This window comes from Streptomyces sp. NPDC037288 (assembly GCF_055603265.1).
Genome location: NZ_JBVJVY010000023.1, coordinates 102147 through 117412, shown reverse-complemented (window position 1 = coordinate 117412; position 15266 = coordinate 102147). Strand labels below are relative to the sequence as shown.

The following is a 15266-nucleotide window of genomic DNA, read 5'->3' as shown; positions in this document are numbered from 1 at the left end:
TGATCTTCCGCTGACCCCCTTGACAGCCAGATTGACCTAGGTCAATCTGAACTCCGCGGCGTTGGGACTCCCCAGCAAGGTCGCCCGCCGTCGCGGTCTCCCTGTTCCTTCGACTCAGGAGAGCACCATGCGCTCGTACGTTGGCCATCAACAGGCCGTATCTGCCGAGGACTTCGTGGAGCTGGCCCTTGGAACCCCGGTTGAGCTCTGGCTCGGGGTCGAGGGCGAGACGGGCGAGGAGCGTGCGGCCCGCCTGGACGCGGCGCGCGACATCCTCGCCGACCCGGAGTACAGCAACCTGCCGGACGACGTGACCCGCATCGCCGCCGAGGTGATCGAGGCGCACGCCCCGGAGCTGTTCAACGTCGTCCCACTGGCACGCCCGGCGAGGCGCCGCTGGTCCTCCCGGAAGGGAGCGGCCGCATGACGACCGCAACCGAGACGACGCGGCCGGCGGTGCCGCCGCTGACGAAGCCGGAGATGAGCCTTGCCGGACTGGGCGCCCTGGCCGCGGCTGGGGTCGGCGCCCTGGGCCTGATCGCCTCGCTCAATGCGGTGTCGTCTGCCGCTGCCCGGTGGGGCTTCGGTGAGCCGTGGATGCTGCCGGTCGGTATCGACGTGGCCATTCCAGTGTTCACCGTGGCCAACCTGCTGTTGATCCGGATGGACATGGCGTTGGCATGGGTGCGGTTTGTGCCGTGGGTGCTGACGCTGGTCACCTGCGGGCTGAACGTCGCCGCCGGGCACACGCTGTGGGCCAAGATCGCACACGGCACGATGCCCCTGCTGTGGGTGGTGTTCTCCGAGATCGGCGCTCACGTCTACGCCGTCCAGATCGGCGCCGCCACCGGCCGGCGGATGGAGAAGGTGCGGTTCTCCCGCTGGATGCTCGCACCGCTGTCGACGTTAGCCCTGTGGCGGCGGATGACGCTGTGGGAGATCACCTCCTACTCCGAGGCACTGAAGCGGGAGCGTGAGCGGCAGCTGGCCCGCGCCCGGCTGCGCGAGCGGCACGGCCGGCGGTGGCGGTCAAAGACCCCGCGCCCGGAACGGGTGCTGCTGAAGCTGGGCGAGCTGGCCCCGGCGAGCGAGGACGTCCCTCCTGTGCCGCCGCAGCAGACAGAGAAGCCGAAGCCGGAGGCGCCCAAGACGCCGCGCAAGCGCCCGGCCAGCACCAAGGGCAAGGCCAAGACTGCCAAGGCGCCGCGGACCCCGGCGGAACTGCTCGCCGAGGCACGCGAGGCCACGGCCGACTGGGCCGATGACGCGATCAACGCGGAAGCCATCCGGACCACGCTGCACTGCTCGGCTGGCAACTCCCGTGTGCTGCGCGACCTGTTGCTGAGCGAGCGGGCCGAGGGGCGCCGCCTGCACTCCGTCGACGGCGACGAGAGGACCGAGGAGGCGGCGGCATGAACACCGTGTTGACCATGCTGGCCGCGGCGGTGCCGGTCGCCTCCGGCTGGACGGCGCACACGTTGTGGCTACGGCGGCGCCTGAACGTCGCCCGCCGTGACCCGCTGACCGGGCTGCGGACGCGCGAGGCTTTCACCTGCCGCGCCACGGCTCTGCTGCGGAACCCGCGGGCGGTCGTGGTGCTGGCCGACGTCGACCGCTTCAAGCAGATCAACGACACCTTCGGGCATGCGGCCGGGGACGCGCTGTTGAAGGCGACCGCGGACCGGCTCGCCCACCACGTCGGCCGCTCCGGGGTGGCCGGGCGGCTCGGGGGCGATGAGTTCGCCGCCGTCCTGATTGACGACCACGGCACCGCCTCGGACACGCTCGCCGTGCTGCACGGTGTGCTCGCCCGCCCGGTCGACGGCCAGGACCCCGGCGTACACACCACGGTCTCTCTCGGCTGGGTGCGCGCTGCGGACTTCCCGGGCGACGACCTGTCCGCTCTGCTGCGGCGGGCCGATGAGGCGATGTACGCGGCCAAGCAGGCCCGCGCCGGAGCCCGCCGGGCGGGGCTGGGACGGTTGTTCGCCACGGTCACCGGGCGACGCGCTGGCCGCGCTGGGGCCCGGACCGATGCGCCGGTCGTGGGGGTGGCTGCCTGATGGCCGCCTACAGCAAGTGCTTCGACCCGTCCGGCGCACGGTTCGGCATCCCGACCTACCCGTGGCGGTTCGCCCCGGACGGCTACGCCACCCGCCGGCAGCTGCGCGCGGCCGGTCTGCGGCCGGGCGGACAGCCGGTCGCCGCGCAGGTGATGCGCAGCCACCGGAGCCGCAAGGTCGGGGTGCAGGTCGCCTACCTCTACCGCGTCGACCGCGCGAAGCCGGTCCGGCCGATGACCTCCCGCAAGTGGGGTGCGCTCGCCCTTGCGATGCTCGCCCGCCGCACCTGCCCGCAGTGCCAGATCACCTACAGCTACTGCATCCCGACCTCGCTCGGGGTGTGCCTTCCCTGCGCCTCCCCCGAGGAACAGCGCGCCGCCTGATCCCGTACGGGGCCCGGTCTCAACCGACCAAAGCAGCGGCCGGGCCCCGCCGTCCCTCCTGAGAGAAGGAACCCTCAGTGAAACACCCCGACGACGACAACGAACTGTTCAACCGGCTGGAAGCCGAGATGGCCGCCGACCCGGCGGGCGACGTGGTCGACCTGGACAAGGCCCGGTCGGCCCGTACCGAGTCGGCCGACCGTACGCCCGACGCGTCGCCCGACTCCGGGCCCGACCGGTCGGCCGACGCGAAGCCGACCGGGGCGGCCGACCTGAGCGAGGGGGAGTCGGACGACTCCGGCCCGGCTCTGGTCGACCGTCCGGCGCCGACTCAGTTGGGCCCCGGTCTGATCGACCGCATCCGCGACTCCAAGCGGCTGGACGTCCTCCCGGCGTGGGTTAAGTCGGGCCCGGAGTTCGCCGACGCGATGCGGTGGCTGGCCGGGCACGTCTGGCACACCATCGCCTTCCACGCGGTCCGCGTGCCGTTCCTGTACGTGCCCAAGCTGGTCTGGCGCTCGCCGCGCGGTCTGGCCAACACTCTGACCCGGATCGGCCGGTGGGCGGTGGACGCGGAGGGCGAGCCGCTGCGGCAGGCCGAGGCGCGCCGGGAGAACTCCGAGCTGTACCTGAAGCTGTCCCGCCAGCGTGACCGGCGGGTGCGGCTGCGGATGCTCCTGACTGTCCTCGGGGCCCTGTTCGCCCTGGGTATCTGCCTGTTCCTGGTCTACGGCGCCGAGCCGCGCACGCAGGTCATCGCCGCCACGCTCACCGTGCTGACGCTGGGCTGGCTGGGAGCGCCGGCGGATGCGCCGCTGACCACCCGCGCGGTCATCAAGACTGAGGTGCAGAAGCTGACCAGCGACATCGTGGTCAAGGCCATGGCGTCCATCGGCATCGGGCAGATCGCCTCCGCCGTGGCCAAGGGCCAGGACGGCATCAAGTTCGTCGCCCCGATCACCCGCGAGGGTCCGGGGTGGCGCGCGGACATCGACCTGCCGTTGGGCGTGACGGTCGCGGACGTGGCCGACCGGCGTGCCCGGCTCGCCTCCGGCCTGCGCCGCCCGCTCGGCTGTGTGTGGCCGGACGCCGACCCAAGCGAGCACGAGGGGCGGCTGATCCTGTGGGTGGGGGACCGGGACCTGTCCAAGACCGGTCTCGTCAAGTGGCCGCTCGCAACGGCGCGCAAGCACGACATCTTTAAGCGGATCCCGTTCGGCATCGACCCGCGCGGCCGGGCTCAGTCCGTGCCGATGATTCAGCACAACATCCTGATCGGGTCGCTGCCCGGCCAGGGCAAGACCGCCTCCGTGCGCGTGCTGGCCTGCGGCGCCGCCATGGACCCGTCCGTGGAACTGTGGCTGCACGAGAATAAGGGCACCGGTGACCTGGACTCCCTCGAATGCGTCTCGCACCGATTCGTCTCCGGCATTGACGACGACTCGATCAAGTACGCGGCCGACTCCCTGAAGATGCTGCGTGAGGAGGTCATGCGCCGCGCAGCTGCGATCAAGAAGCTGCCGCGGGACCTGTGCCCGGACAAGCGCATCACCCGGCAGATCGCTGACAAGCGCTCGCTGAAGCTGTGGCCCCTCCTGGGGGTGTTCGACGAGTGCCAGAACCTGTTCGGTCACCCCAAGTACGGCAAACAAGCAGGTGACGACGCCGAGTTCATCATCAAGCTGGGCCGCGCCCTCGGAGTCATCCTGGTGCTGGCCACGCAGCGCCCGGACAAGGACTCGCTCCCGACCGGGATCAGCGGCAACGTGTCCATCCGCTTCGCCCTCAAGGTCGCGGGCCAGGTCGAAAACGACATGATCCTTGGCACGTCGGCGTACAAGAACGGCGTGCGCGCCACATCCTTCCGACCCGAGATCGACGCCGGTAACGGCTACCTCGCCGGCGCGACCGCGCTGCCGGTCGTGGTGCGCACCGCCTACCTGGACGACAACGCCACCCACGCCATCGCCCAGCGCGCTCACGCCCTGCGCAAGGCCGAGGGCACCCTGTCCGGCCATGCGCTCGGAGAGGACCCGGAGGCCGTGACCGGCCCCTCCTACGACCTGCTCGCCGACGTCGCCGCAGTCGTGCCGCCGTCGGAGGAGCGGGTGTGGAACGAGCGGATCGCCGCCCGGCTGGCAGAGCTGCGGCCGGAGGTCTACGGCGGCTGGAAAGGCGAGAACGTCACCAGCGCGCTCAAGCCGCACGGCATCAAGACCCGAGACGTGGCAGGGACCACCGAAGACGGCACCCGCACCACCCGCCGCGGCATCGTCCGCGCCGACCTCGTAAAGGCGATTTCGGAGCGTGACGAAAAGCGGGGGGCCGCCTAGATCTGGACGGTGCTACCGGTAGTACGTCGCCCTGCTACCGGTAGCACCCCCGCTAGCACCCCACATAGCACCTGATCTGCGGTCTAGTGCATAGCAGCCCACCTGCGAAAAACCCCGAAACCGCCTGGAAGGGCCCCTCATGCCCCCCATCACCCTTGCTGTCGCCTGCCTGCTCGCTATCACGCTCGGTTACGTCGGAATGTGTGCGGCCAGCCCGTTCGGCACCTGCCGCAAGTGCAACGGCTTCGGCTTCGCCATGGAAACCGACCGCAAGGGACGGCCCAAGCGGGGCAAGAGCTGCCGCCGCTGCAAGGCCACCGGCAAGCGCATCCGCGCCGGCCGCTGGCTCTTCAACCGAGCCCAGCGGATCTACCGCGAAGGCACCCACTGACCACCCGCCCACCCCGCCAAAGGGAGGTTCCGCCCGTGGCCGTCACCGTCTCGCTCGTGGCCCTTTTCGGACTCGTCCTGTTCTTCCTGCTGCGCTCCAAGTCCCTCGGCTACGGCGCCGCGTTCACCGCTGCCGGGTTCGGCTTCTTCCTCGCCTCCACCGGCGCCGCCGGACCCATCAACCAGCTCGCCGTCGCCGTCATCGACGCCATCCAGCACCTGTGAGGAGTACCGCTGTGAACGAACCGCCCCTGGCCGCCCTCGCGCACGACGTGTCCACCGAGCCGTACGCGCCTGCCCCGGCCGCGGTGGAACTGGCCGCGGAGCGCGGGCCGGTGGTGTGGGTGCCCGACGCCTACGGGCGCATGGTGCCCATGCCCAAACACCTCACCCCGCCCCCGATGGTCCGCCCCGAGCCGCGCGACCTTACCCCGCTGCCGCTGCTGGACCCCATCGCCCAGCGCTTGATGGGCGCCGGCATCGGCGGCGGCGCCCTGGCCGCCGGCGTCGGCTACGGCATCGGCGAGGCCGTCAACGCGCTCGCCGGACTCGGCTCCGGCGCCCTGGTCTGGATCGCGCTCGCCGTGCTCGCCTGGCGCGCCCCCGTCCGCGCCGTCGCTGGGAGCCGCGGCAGCACCGTCAACATCCGCAAGGCCGTCATCAAGCGCAGCCACTTCCACGGCTGACCACCCTGAGAGGAGAGACGTGTTCGAGATCCGCGTCATCTGCGACCCGGCCGACACCGACCGCGTCACCGCCGCACTCAGCGGCGCGTTCACCGCCGGCGCCGTCCGCACCTACCCCACACGTGACGGCGAGCGCACCCGCCTGTACGTCACCGCCGACCACCGCCCCGAGCCCGCACCGTGGCCCGCGCCGGACGAGGCGTACGCGCTCGCCCCGAGCATCATCCGCGAGATCGGATGCACCGCCCGGACCGCCGCCGACAAGCCGTTCGGCGAGCACCTGGGGCGGGAGTTCTGGCTTCGCAAGGCCGCGCTGCTGGACCGCATCGCGCTCCAGGACGAGGAGGACGGCACGCCCGGTGACGCCGGCGAGGTGGCCACCGAAGCGGCCCGCCGGCTCATCGACTGCGACCGGGACGGCGAGGGCGGCTACCACGGCGCCCCGTACTGGCCGGAGCACCCGGCCACCGCCGCCAACCCGCGCGGCTACGTCCGCCAGGAATACGCCCACTGGGCCAAGAACCAGTAGCAACGCCGCGGCGGCGGGACTCCCCAGCAAGGTCGCCCGCCGCCGCGGTTCTCCCCGCCCATCCGCAGACAGAACAGGAGAACCCCCAGCATGCCGCACCTGGACGACTCTGCCCAGCTCACCGCCGCGCTTGACGCAGCGTCGCGCGACTGGCGTGTCTTCCCCTTGATCCCCGGTGACAAGCGCCCGGCCGTCTCCGACTGGGAGACCCGCGCCACCACTGACCCGGACCGCATCACCCGCGCGTGGTCCGTCGCCGCCTTCAACGTCGGTATCGCCACCGGCCCGTCTGGCCTGGTCGCCATCGACCTCGACAAGCCCAAGCACCCCGGAGACACCCCGCCGGCCGCTTGGGCCGAGCATGGCGTCACCGACGGCGCCGACGTGCTCGCCGTGCTCTGCGAGCGCCACGGTCAGCCCTTCCCCGCCGATACCTACACGGTGCGCACGTGGAGCGGTGGCACCCACCTGTACTTCCTCGCGCCCGAGGGCGAGCCCCTGCGCAACACCGCCGGGGACAGTGCTCGCGGGCTGGGCTGGAAGGTCGACACCCGTGCGTGGGGCGGACTCGTGGTCGGCGCGGGCAGCACCTTCGCCGGGCACCCGTACGAGGTCACCCACCACGGCCCCGTGGCACCCCTGCCGGGCTGGCTCGCCGAACTCCTGCGACCGACCCCGTTGCCCCCGCAGACCCCCGTCATGGTCGCCCTCACGGGCCACGGACGGCGCACCGCCTTCCTCCGCTCCGCGATCAACGGGGAAGTGCAGCGGGTCACCGGCTCCGGCCCGCACGAGCACAACAACAGCCTCTATATCGCCGCGGTCGCCCTCGGACAGCTCGTTGCCGGAGGCGAGCTGAGCGAAGCCGACGTCACCGGCTGGCTCCTCACGGCCGCGCTCCAAGTCGGCCAGGGCGAGCGCGAGGCACGGCGCACCATCGCCTCCGGCCTGCGTGCCGGAGCACGTCGCCCCCGGACGGTCGCCGCATGAGCGCCAACCCCATCCCGCCCCTGCACCTGTACTCCGTGCCCAGTGACCCCGAGACGGCCCCCATCGCGCCGCCCAAGCGGGAGCGTCCACGGACGGCATGGACGGCCGATCAGCTCATGGCCGCGCACTTCCCCGAGCCGAAATGGGCCGTGCCCGGCATCCTCGCCGAAGGCGTCAGCGTGCTCGCCGGACCGCCCAAGGTCGGCAAGTCCTGGCTCTCCCTCGGACTGGGGCTGTCGGTCGCGGCCGGCGGCAAGGCGTTCGACTCCGTGCCCGTCGAGGGCGGCCCGGTGCTCTACCTTGCCCTGGAAGACACCCCGCGCCGTCTCCAGACCCGCATGGGCAAGCTGCTCGGAGGCCAGCCCGCGCCCGCCGGTCTGACCCTGGTCACCGAATGCCCGCCCTTCCCCCAGGGCGGCACCGAGGCCATCGCACAGTGGCTGGAGCGCAACCCCGACGCGCGCATGGTCGTCATCGACGTGTTTGCCAAGATGCGCGGTCAGGCCCCGGCCGGGGTGTCGGCGTACGACGCGGACTATGTCGCCGTCGGCTACGCCAAGCGGCTTGCCGACCACTACGGCGTGGCCGTCGTCCTCGTACACCACGTCCGCAAAGCAGGCTCCGAAGACTTCCTGACCGAGGTCTCCGGCACCAACGGCATCGCCGGAGCCGCTGACGCCACGCTCGTGCTGAAACGGGCCCGAGGACAGGCGGACGGCATCCTGCACGTCACCGGCCGCGACGTAGATGAAGCCGAGTACGCCCTCAGCTTCCAACCCGCCTCCGGCGCCTGGCACCTGTTGGACGGCCCGGTCTCAGACCACACCGTCAGCGACACCCGCGCCACGATCCTGCGGTACGTCCGCGCCCACCCCGGCGCCAAGCCCAAGGACATGGCCGGCGAGCTGCCGCAGGTCGACATCGACACGATCCGCCGCACCTGCAACCGCATGGCCGACGCCGGACAGCTCAGCAAGGACGCCGGCGGCCGGTACTACCCGGACACCGAAACCCGGACGCAGGGCGCCCAAGAGGTGTCCGCACTGTCCGGCTGTCCGGTTATCACGCCTGACCAGCACGAACACCCCGGACAGTCGAAATTGGAGCTGTCCGGCCTGTCCGGTGCGGACGAAGCCGAAGGGATGGCGAAATGAGCGCCCGTACACGGGACGAGAAGATGACCGTCAAGGAGGTCATCGCTGATCTGAAGGTCGCCCCGTCGACCTTCTACCGGTGGCGCCAGCTCGGGAAGGGGCCCCGCGCCATCAAGCTCCCGAACGGCGACGTGCGGATCCGACGGTCGGAGTACGAGCGTTGGCTTGCGGAGCGGGAGGACGCTGCGTGAGCACTGAGAACGACACCCCGGCCGGGAGCCCTCGCGGGTCGGCCCGGCCGGGCTACTCCTTCGACGTCAAGCTGTGGAAGGTGACCAAGACTGGGCGCAGGTCCCGCCCGTGGCGCCTCCGGTGGGTGGTCGCAAGGCAGGTGCACGGCGACACGTTCACCACGTTGGCTCTCGCGGAGAGCCGACGGTCCGAGCTGTGGCAGGCCATGAACCGGCGCGGCGAAGCGTTCGAGATCAAATCGGGACTGCCTGAGTCCGAGGTACGCGCGGCGGCCGAAGCCGCCGAAGCAGCGGACGCCGAGCCGCCGTTGCGATGGTTCGAGTTCTGCCGGAAGTACATGGCCGGGCGGTGGCGTACGAGCGCGGCCAAGACCCGTGAGGGCATGGCGGACGGTCTCGCGGCCGTAACGCTCGCCATGGTCAAGCGCGGGGACGGCATTCCTGACGATGAGTCCCTTCGGCTGGCCTTCCGGTGGGGGATCGTGCCCGCGAACGCGGGGGAGGACCCGCCGGCCGAACTCAAGACCGCGTACGAGTGGGTCACGACGGCCGACCGGTCGTTGGGCGACCTGGCCGACGCTGAGGTTTTCGAGGATGTGCTGTATCGCCTCGGGTACAAGCTGGACGGCACCCCGGCGGCGGGCGACACGTACAAGCGGCGGCGCCGCGCTCTGAACACCGCTCTCGAACACGCCGTGGTCGCGGGGGAGCTCCCGAAGAACCCCCTTCAGCGCGCCCGCCGGAAGCACGTCGGCTCCAACGAGGTGGTGGATCGCCGCGTCCTCGTGAACGCCGTACAGGCTCGGCAGTTGCTCACCTCTGTCTCCTACGTCGGGTCATGGGATCGCTGCCGCGGGCGGCGCCTGGCGGCTTTCTATGCGGTCCTGTACTACGCGGGCCTGCGGCCCGCTGAGGCGGTCGGGCTGAGGCGGTCTGACTGCCACCTGCCGGAGACGGGTTGGGGCACGCTCACGCTGCGGGAGACACGCCCCGTCTCCGGCAAACAGTGGACCGACTCAGGCGAGCGACACGACCGCCGCGGCCTGAAGGCGCGGGAGGCGACCAGCGACCGCCCGGTGCCCATTCCGCCTGTCTTGGTCGCCATCCTCCGGGCGCACTTGGAGGAGTTTGGGACCGCCAAGGAGGGGCGCGTGTTCGGCAATGAACGCGGGGGAGTGGTCGGCTCTTCCACCTACTGGCGGGTGTGGGAGGAAGCGAGGGAGTACGCGCTGCCGCCGGAACGCATCGACACGCCGTTGGCTGGGCGCCCCTACGACCTGCGGCACGCGTGCATCACGCGGTGGCTGAACGCGGGAGTACCCATCGCTGAGGTGGCCCGACGGGTCGGCAACTCGCCGGAGGTGATCCACCGTCGATATCACGGCTGCATCGACGGCCATGAGGAGGCGGCTAACGACAAGATCGCAAAGGCGCTGGAAGAGGACGGCGACACGGCCTAACTAACAACGGCAAACACAAGGATCCTTAGAGGACCGTCTGACAGGAATGCATGCCGTCCATTATGTCCAGCGCTGCCTATCTCGCCCGGAGGACCCAACCAGACGCGTCTGTGTGGCAACTCGCTCTTGGCTCCCTTAGCGTGCAGGCGAAGAGAGAGTCAAGGAGTCGCCATGGCGGACACACCCGAAGCCATCCGGATTACCGCAGCCCACGGCTTGAGCACGTTGGACGAACTCTCTGACTTCTTTGAAAGCCTGTACGCTGTCTACCACACGGCGTATCGCCTTGGCGTGCTTGAGAGTAAGGTCGGCGATGACCCTGACATCAGCCAGGAGACCGCCTCGCTCGTCTGGGTTCACACCGCTGCACCGCCGCACAGCGACGCGGTCCCGAGGGTTCTCCGCCTGGAGATGATGTCGCCACTGCACATTGACCTCGGGCAAGCCATTCCGGCCGGAGGTGCAACGGTTGCTGCGTTCAAGATCTTCTTCTACCTGCTCAAGAATCCGGAGAAGATCGGAGAATTCATCCCCTCCATCCGTCATGGGTGGGTGCGACGGACGATGGATGTCCACGAACTTCATGCTTACCGGGAGCGCTTGAAAGAACTCAGCCAGGGGGAAATCGAAGTGCAGGAGATTGAGCCCCCCAAGGGAAAGAAGAAGACGCGTTCTCCCAAGTCGTGAGTCAGGCTTGCCAGGCGTCATGGCAGCCTGGCTCTTCGCCTTCCGGCCAGCCCGGGCGGTTCCGAGAGTGCTGCGACGCCTTCCCGGGAGCCCTACATAGCGCCGCCGGTCGCGGCCAACGCGTCGATCAGCCCACAGCCCCCGGCGATAGGGCCGCCATCCATCATCTATCGATCCAAACTCATATGGCCAGCGTGGCGTGCCCGCGCCTCACAGTGTGTCGTAGGTGTGTCGCGAACGCTGAGAGACAACGAGAGAGGGCGGGAGTCAGTGAGACTGACTCCCGCCCTCTTCTGTCGGCATCCGCCCTGGTCAGCGCTTGATTTCTGCTGATCCTCGGCGAGTGCCCCCGGCAGGATTCGAACCTGCGCACACGGCTCCGGAGGCCGTTGCTCTATCCCCTGAGCTACGGGGGCGTGTCGGCTGCGGAGCTGCTCGCTCGCGGCGACGGATAGAACACTAGCAGGTCCGGCGGGGTGATCAGGAATCCGTTTCCCGGGGTGGGGCGGGGCGGGTCACCTGTAGGGGGTGGAAGTGGGGAAAACCCGGACGCGGTGGCCGGTTCGGACCTACTCTCGAGTTGTGCCAGGCGCCTCGGGTCGGGTGCTTGTTGTGGACGACAACAAGGTCATCCGGCAGCTGATCAGGGTCAACCTCGAACTGGAAGGGCTCGAGGTCGTGACCGCGGCCGATGGTGCCGAGTGCCTGGACGTGGTCCATCAGGTGCGGCCCGATGTCGTGACGCTCGACGTCGTCATGCCCCGGCTGGACGGACTGCGCACCGCCGCCCGGCTTCGCGCCGACCCCCGTACCCACCATCTGCCCCTCGCCATCGTCAGCGCGTGCACGCAGTACGAGGTCGACACCGGTCTCGACGTCGGCGTGGACGCCTTCCTCGCCAAGCCCTTCGAGCCCGCCGAACTCGTACGGCTCGTCAAGCAGCTCATCGAGCGCGGGAGCGGGGGAGACGGGCGTGGAGGAGGCGGAGGTCACCGGGGTGGGGGCGGTGACGGCGACAGCGACGGTGACGGGGACGGGGATGGGGATGGGGCCGGCGAAGGGGGCGGAGACGACGGCGTTGCCGACGGCCTTCCCGGTGGCGTTTCCGGTGGGGTCGCCGATGGTGTGCCAGGTGGGATTTCGTACGGCGGCTAGGGCGGCTGCGGCGACTACGGCGGTTCACGTGGCTTGAGCTGCTGTCTCGCTGGAGCGGCTCGGGAGCGTTGGCGGCCTGCCGTAAGTGCAGCGCTTGGTGAAGCAAGGGCCGGCCGTGGTCCGTCGCCCGTCCCACAGTGAGAACCGCCTCGCCTACCCACCCCGTCCCTCCCCTACGCTTGTCCCGTGACCCCCGTCGAGCTGTCCCGCACCGTGCTGCGCGCGGTGCGTCGTGCTGTCGATGACGGGGAGCTGAGTGTGACGGTGCCCGAACGGGTCGTGGTGACCGAGCCGGGGCCCGGGGGGTGCGGGGACTTCGCCACCAACGTCGCCCTCCAGCTCGCCCGGCCGGCCGGGCAGGCGCCGCTGCGGGTCGCCGAGATCCTGCGGCCCCGGCTCGTCGGCGCCGACGGCGTCCGGGACGTCGTCGTCACCGGGCCCGGCTTTCTCAACATCAGCCTCGACGCGCAGGCCGACCCCGTCACCGGGCTCGTCCGGGAGATCCGGGCCCGTGGTGCCGCCTACGGGCACGGTGACGCCCTCGCCGGGCAGGTCGTCGCGCTGCGGGTGCCGTACGAGGTGCGGGCCGAGGTCGTCGCCGACGCCGTCGTGCGGATCGTCGCTACGCAGGGCGGGCGGGCCACCGTCGAGCATGGGGAGCCCGTCAATCTGCGGCCCGTGCCGGCCCCGGAGGACCCCGCTCCGCTCGGGGCCGACGCCGCCCAGTGGGCCCTGCTCCATCCCGCGCCGCACGACCGGCCGCGGATCACCGCCGACCATCTCGTCCAGCGGGAGAGCAATCCGCTGTTCCGGGTGCGGTACGCCCACGCCCGTATCCGGTCCCTCAGCCGCAACGCCGGCCGCCTGGGCTTCGCCGCCGAACCCGGTCCCCTGGACGACGCCCGGGACGTCGACGACATGCCCGACGCCGGGAGCGTCGACACCCGCGCCGCCCAGGACGTCCACGTCACCGCCGCAGCCGCCGGGGGCATCGACATGCCCGACGCCGGGAACGTCGACACCTGCGGCGCCCGGGACGTCGACATGCCCGATGCCGGGAGCGTCGTCACCCGCGCCGCCCAGGACGTCCACGTCACCGCCGCAACCGCCGGGGGCATCGACATGCCCGACGCCGGGAACGTCGACACCTGCGGCGCCCGGAACGTCGACATGCCCGATGCCGGGAGCGTCGTCACCCGCGCCGCCCAGGACGTCCACGTCACCGCCGCAGCCGCCGAGGGCATCGACATCCCCGCCGCCGGCAGCGTCGTCACCCGCGCCGCCCAAGACGTCCACATCCCCGACGCCGGGAACGTCGACACCTGCGGCGCCGGGGGCATCGACATCCCCGCCGCCGGCAGCGTCGTCACCCGCGCCGCCCAGGACGTCCACATCCCCGCCGCCCGGAGCGTCGTCCCCCCCGCCGCCCGGAGTCTCGTCGTCCCCCTCGCCGACCACCCCCGTATCCTCACCGCGGCCGCCACCCACCGTGCCCCGGACCGGCTCGCCCGGCATCTCGTCACCCTCGCCGATGCCGTGCTGCCCTTCCTGCCCTCCGTGCTTCCCCGCGGCGAGGAGAAACCCTCGGCCGCCCACCGCGCCCGGCTCGCCCTCGCCGAAGCCGCCGGGACGGTGCTGGCCGGTGGCCTGTCCCTGCTCGGCATCGACGCACCCGAACACCTCTGAGGGCCCCAGAGCAGATGCGCCCCGGAGAGAGACAGAGAGTCTGAGAGCCACGTCATGAGCCGTTCCGCCCACCCCGCAGGACCCCGTCACGCCGACGTCCTGCCCGAGGGGCACTACTCCGCGCCGCCCGCCGATCTCAACGCCCTGGACCAGAAGGTCTGGGCCCAGACCGTCGCGCGCGACGCCGACGGGGTCGTCACCGTCGGCGGTGTCGACGTCACCCGGCTCGCCGAGCTGTACGGCACGCCCGCCTACATCCTCGACGAGGCCGACTTCCGCGCCCGGGCGCGCGCCTGGCGTACCGCCTTCGGGGCCGACGCCGACGTGTTCTACGCCGGGAAGGCGTTCCTGTCCCGTGCCGTCGTGCGGTGGCTGAACGAGGAGGGGCTCAACCTGGACGTGTGCTCGGGCGGCGAGCTGGCCACCGCCCTGTCGGCCGGGATGCCCGCCGAGCGCATCGCCTTCCACGGCAACAACAAGTCCCCGGAGGAGATCCGCCGTGCCATAGAGGCCGGTGTCGGGCGGATCGTGCTCGACTCCTTCCAGGAGATCGTGCGGGTCGCCCACATCGCGCAGTCCCTGGACAAGCGGCAGAAGGTCCAGATTCGGATCACCGTTGGCGTCGAGGCTCATACGCATGAGTTCATCGCCACCGCCCATGAAGACCAGAAGTTCGGGATTCCGCTGGCCGGCGGGCAGGCCGCCGAGGCCGTGCGGCGGGCGCTGCAACTCGACGGGCTCGAGCTGATCGGCATTCACAGCCACATCGGGTCGCAGATCTTCGACATGTCGGGCTTCGAAGTCGCCGCCCACCGTGTCGTCGGGCTGCTCAAGGACATCCGGGACGAGCACGGGGTCGAGCTGCCCGAGATCGACCTCGGCGGTGGGCTCGGGATCGCCTACACCAGTGCCGACGATCCGCGTGAGCCGCATGAGATCGCCAAGGCGCTCACCGAGATCGTCAGCCGCGAGTGCGACGCCGCCAGGCTGCGGACGCCCCGGATCTCCGTCGAGCCCGGGCGGGCCATCGTCGGTCCGACCGCCTTCACGCTCTACGAGGTCGGCACCGTCAAGCCGCTGGACGGGCTGCGGACGTATGTGTCGGTCGACGGAGGTATGTCCGACAACATCCGGACCGCGCTCTACGACGCCGAGTACAGCGTCGCCCTCGTGTCGCGCACCAGCGACGCCGAGCCGATGCTCGCGCGTGTCGTCGGCAAGCACTGTGAGAGCGGGGACATCGTGGTCAAGGACGCGTTCCTGCCCGCCGACCTGGCGCCGGGCGACCTGATCGCCGTACCGGCCACGGGCGCGTACTGCAGGTCCATGGCCAGCAACTACAACCATGTGCTCCGGCCCCCCGTCGTCGCCGTGAAGGACGGCGAGGCCCGGGTGATCGTCCGGCGTGAGACGGAGGAGGACCTCCTGCGTCTCGACGTCGGGTGACCGCGGGAACCCCGGGGTGGAAGATCTTCGGTCTGCCACCCCTGCACAAATGAAATAGATGTCTCACGATCCGGACGAAGGGTAGAAACTCCCGTCCGGTGAGTGAGACTGGT

General features: G+C 70.6%; 16 protein-coding genes, 1 tRNA gene and 1 pseudogene. 17 read left to right on the top strand and 1 reads right to left on the bottom strand.

Annotated elements, in window-relative coordinates:
* The first annotated feature begins 127 nt into the window (after nt 1-127).
* From ACZ7GZ_RS24925 to ACZ7GZ_RS24860, 14 genes are all read left to right on the top strand, one after another.
* Nucleotides 128-427 (top strand): hypothetical protein, encoded by a 300-nt coding sequence (locus ACZ7GZ_RS24925; protein ID WP_471027491.1) that lies wholly within the window; start codon nt 128-130, stop codon nt 425-427.
* Nucleotides 424-1416: a DUF2637 domain-containing protein gene (locus ACZ7GZ_RS24920; RefSeq protein WP_471027489.1), complete on the top strand. Its 993-nt coding sequence runs from the start codon at nt 424-426 to the stop codon at nt 1414-1416. The genes ACZ7GZ_RS24925 and ACZ7GZ_RS24920 overlap by 4 nt, the downstream gene beginning before the upstream one ends.
* Nucleotides 1413-2063 carry a GGDEF domain-containing protein gene (locus ACZ7GZ_RS24915; protein WP_471027488.1) on the top strand — a complete coding sequence of 217 codons (651 nt, stop codon included), beginning with the start codon at nt 1413-1415 and terminating at the stop codon, nt 2061-2063. The genes ACZ7GZ_RS24920 and ACZ7GZ_RS24915 overlap by 4 nt, the downstream gene beginning before the upstream one ends.
* On the top strand, nt 2063-2446 hold the full coding sequence (locus ACZ7GZ_RS24910; RefSeq protein WP_471027487.1) for an RRQRL motif-containing zinc-binding protein: 384 nt from the start codon (nt 2063-2065) through the stop codon (nt 2444-2446). Before ACZ7GZ_RS24915 ends, ACZ7GZ_RS24910 begins: the two co-directional genes overlap by 1 nt.
* 77 nt (nt 2447-2523) lie before the next feature.
* On the top strand, nt 2524-4779 hold the full coding sequence (locus tag ACZ7GZ_RS24905) for a P-loop NTPase family protein (protein WP_471027486.1): 2256 nt from the start codon (nt 2524-2526) through the stop codon (nt 4777-4779).
* A 139-nt stretch (nt 4780-4918) separates the two neighbouring features.
* Nucleotides 4919-5170 (top strand): hypothetical protein, encoded by a 252-nt coding sequence (locus tag ACZ7GZ_RS24900; RefSeq protein ID WP_471027484.1) that lies wholly within the window; start codon nt 4919-4921, stop codon nt 5168-5170.
* Nucleotides 5171-5205: 35 nt separating this feature from the next.
* Nucleotides 5206-5394 (top strand): hypothetical protein, encoded by a 189-nt coding sequence (locus ACZ7GZ_RS24895; protein WP_193460181.1) that lies wholly within the window; start codon nt 5206-5208, stop codon nt 5392-5394.
* Between the two features lie 11 nt (nt 5395-5405).
* Nucleotides 5406-5855, top strand: coding sequence for a hypothetical protein (locus ACZ7GZ_RS24890; protein ID WP_471027483.1), 450 nt, complete (start codon nt 5406-5408; stop codon nt 5853-5855).
* Nucleotides 5856-5874: 19 nt separating this feature from the next.
* On the top strand, nt 5875-6384 hold the full coding sequence (locus ACZ7GZ_RS24885) for a hypothetical protein (RefSeq protein WP_471027482.1): 510 nt from the start codon (nt 5875-5877) through the stop codon (nt 6382-6384).
* A gap of 90 nt (nt 6385-6474) precedes the next feature.
* On the top strand, nt 6475-7374 hold the full coding sequence (locus ACZ7GZ_RS24880; RefSeq protein ID WP_471027481.1) for a bifunctional DNA primase/polymerase: 900 nt from the start codon (nt 6475-6477) through the stop codon (nt 7372-7374).
* A complete protein-coding gene (locus ACZ7GZ_RS24875; RefSeq protein ID WP_471027480.1) occupies nt 7371-8528 on the top strand; it encodes an AAA family ATPase in 1158 nt (385 codons plus the stop codon). The genes ACZ7GZ_RS24880 and ACZ7GZ_RS24875 overlap by 4 nt, the downstream gene beginning before the upstream one ends.
* Nucleotides 8525-8719 carry a helix-turn-helix transcriptional regulator gene (locus ACZ7GZ_RS24870; protein ID WP_111004752.1) on the top strand — a complete coding sequence of 65 codons (195 nt, stop codon included), beginning with the start codon at nt 8525-8527 and terminating at the stop codon, nt 8717-8719. Before ACZ7GZ_RS24875 ends, ACZ7GZ_RS24870 begins: the two co-directional genes overlap by 4 nt.
* Nucleotides 8716-10179: a tyrosine-type recombinase/integrase gene (locus ACZ7GZ_RS24865; RefSeq protein ID WP_471027479.1), complete on the top strand. Its 1464-nt coding sequence runs from the start codon at nt 8716-8718 to the stop codon at nt 10177-10179. Before ACZ7GZ_RS24870 ends, ACZ7GZ_RS24865 begins: the two co-directional genes overlap by 4 nt.
* A gap of 171 nt (nt 10180-10350) precedes the next feature.
* Nucleotides 10351-10866: a hypothetical protein gene (locus tag ACZ7GZ_RS24860; RefSeq protein ID WP_471027478.1), complete on the top strand. Its 516-nt coding sequence runs from the start codon at nt 10351-10353 to the stop codon at nt 10864-10866.
* Nucleotides 10867-11210: 344 nt separating this feature from the next.
* On the opposite strand, the gene ACZ7GZ_RS24855 is transcribed toward ACZ7GZ_RS24860, so the two are convergent.
* Nucleotides 11211-11282: transfer RNA gene (locus ACZ7GZ_RS24855), tRNA-Arg, on the bottom strand.
* Nucleotides 11283-11400: 118 nt separating this feature from the next.
* Here ACZ7GZ_RS24855 and ACZ7GZ_RS24850 point away from each other — a divergent pair.
* From ACZ7GZ_RS24850 to lysA, 3 genes and pseudogenes are all read left to right on the top strand, one after another.
* Nucleotides 11401-11871 (top strand): annotated as a pseudogene (locus tag ACZ7GZ_RS24850) (response regulator); the annotation flags it as partial.
* A gap of 336 nt (nt 11872-12207) precedes the next feature.
* Nucleotides 12208-13707 carry an ArgS-related anticodon-binding protein NrtL gene (nrtL, locus tag ACZ7GZ_RS24845; RefSeq protein WP_471027476.1) on the top strand — a complete coding sequence of 500 codons (1500 nt, stop codon included), beginning with the start codon at nt 12208-12210 and terminating at the stop codon, nt 13705-13707.
* 54 nt (nt 13708-13761) lie between these two features.
* Nucleotides 13762-15153 carry a diaminopimelate decarboxylase gene (lysA, locus tag ACZ7GZ_RS24840; protein WP_471027474.1) on the top strand — a complete coding sequence of 464 codons (1392 nt, stop codon included), beginning with the start codon at nt 13762-13764 and terminating at the stop codon, nt 15151-15153.
* Nucleotides 15154-15266: the final 113 nt, after the last annotated feature.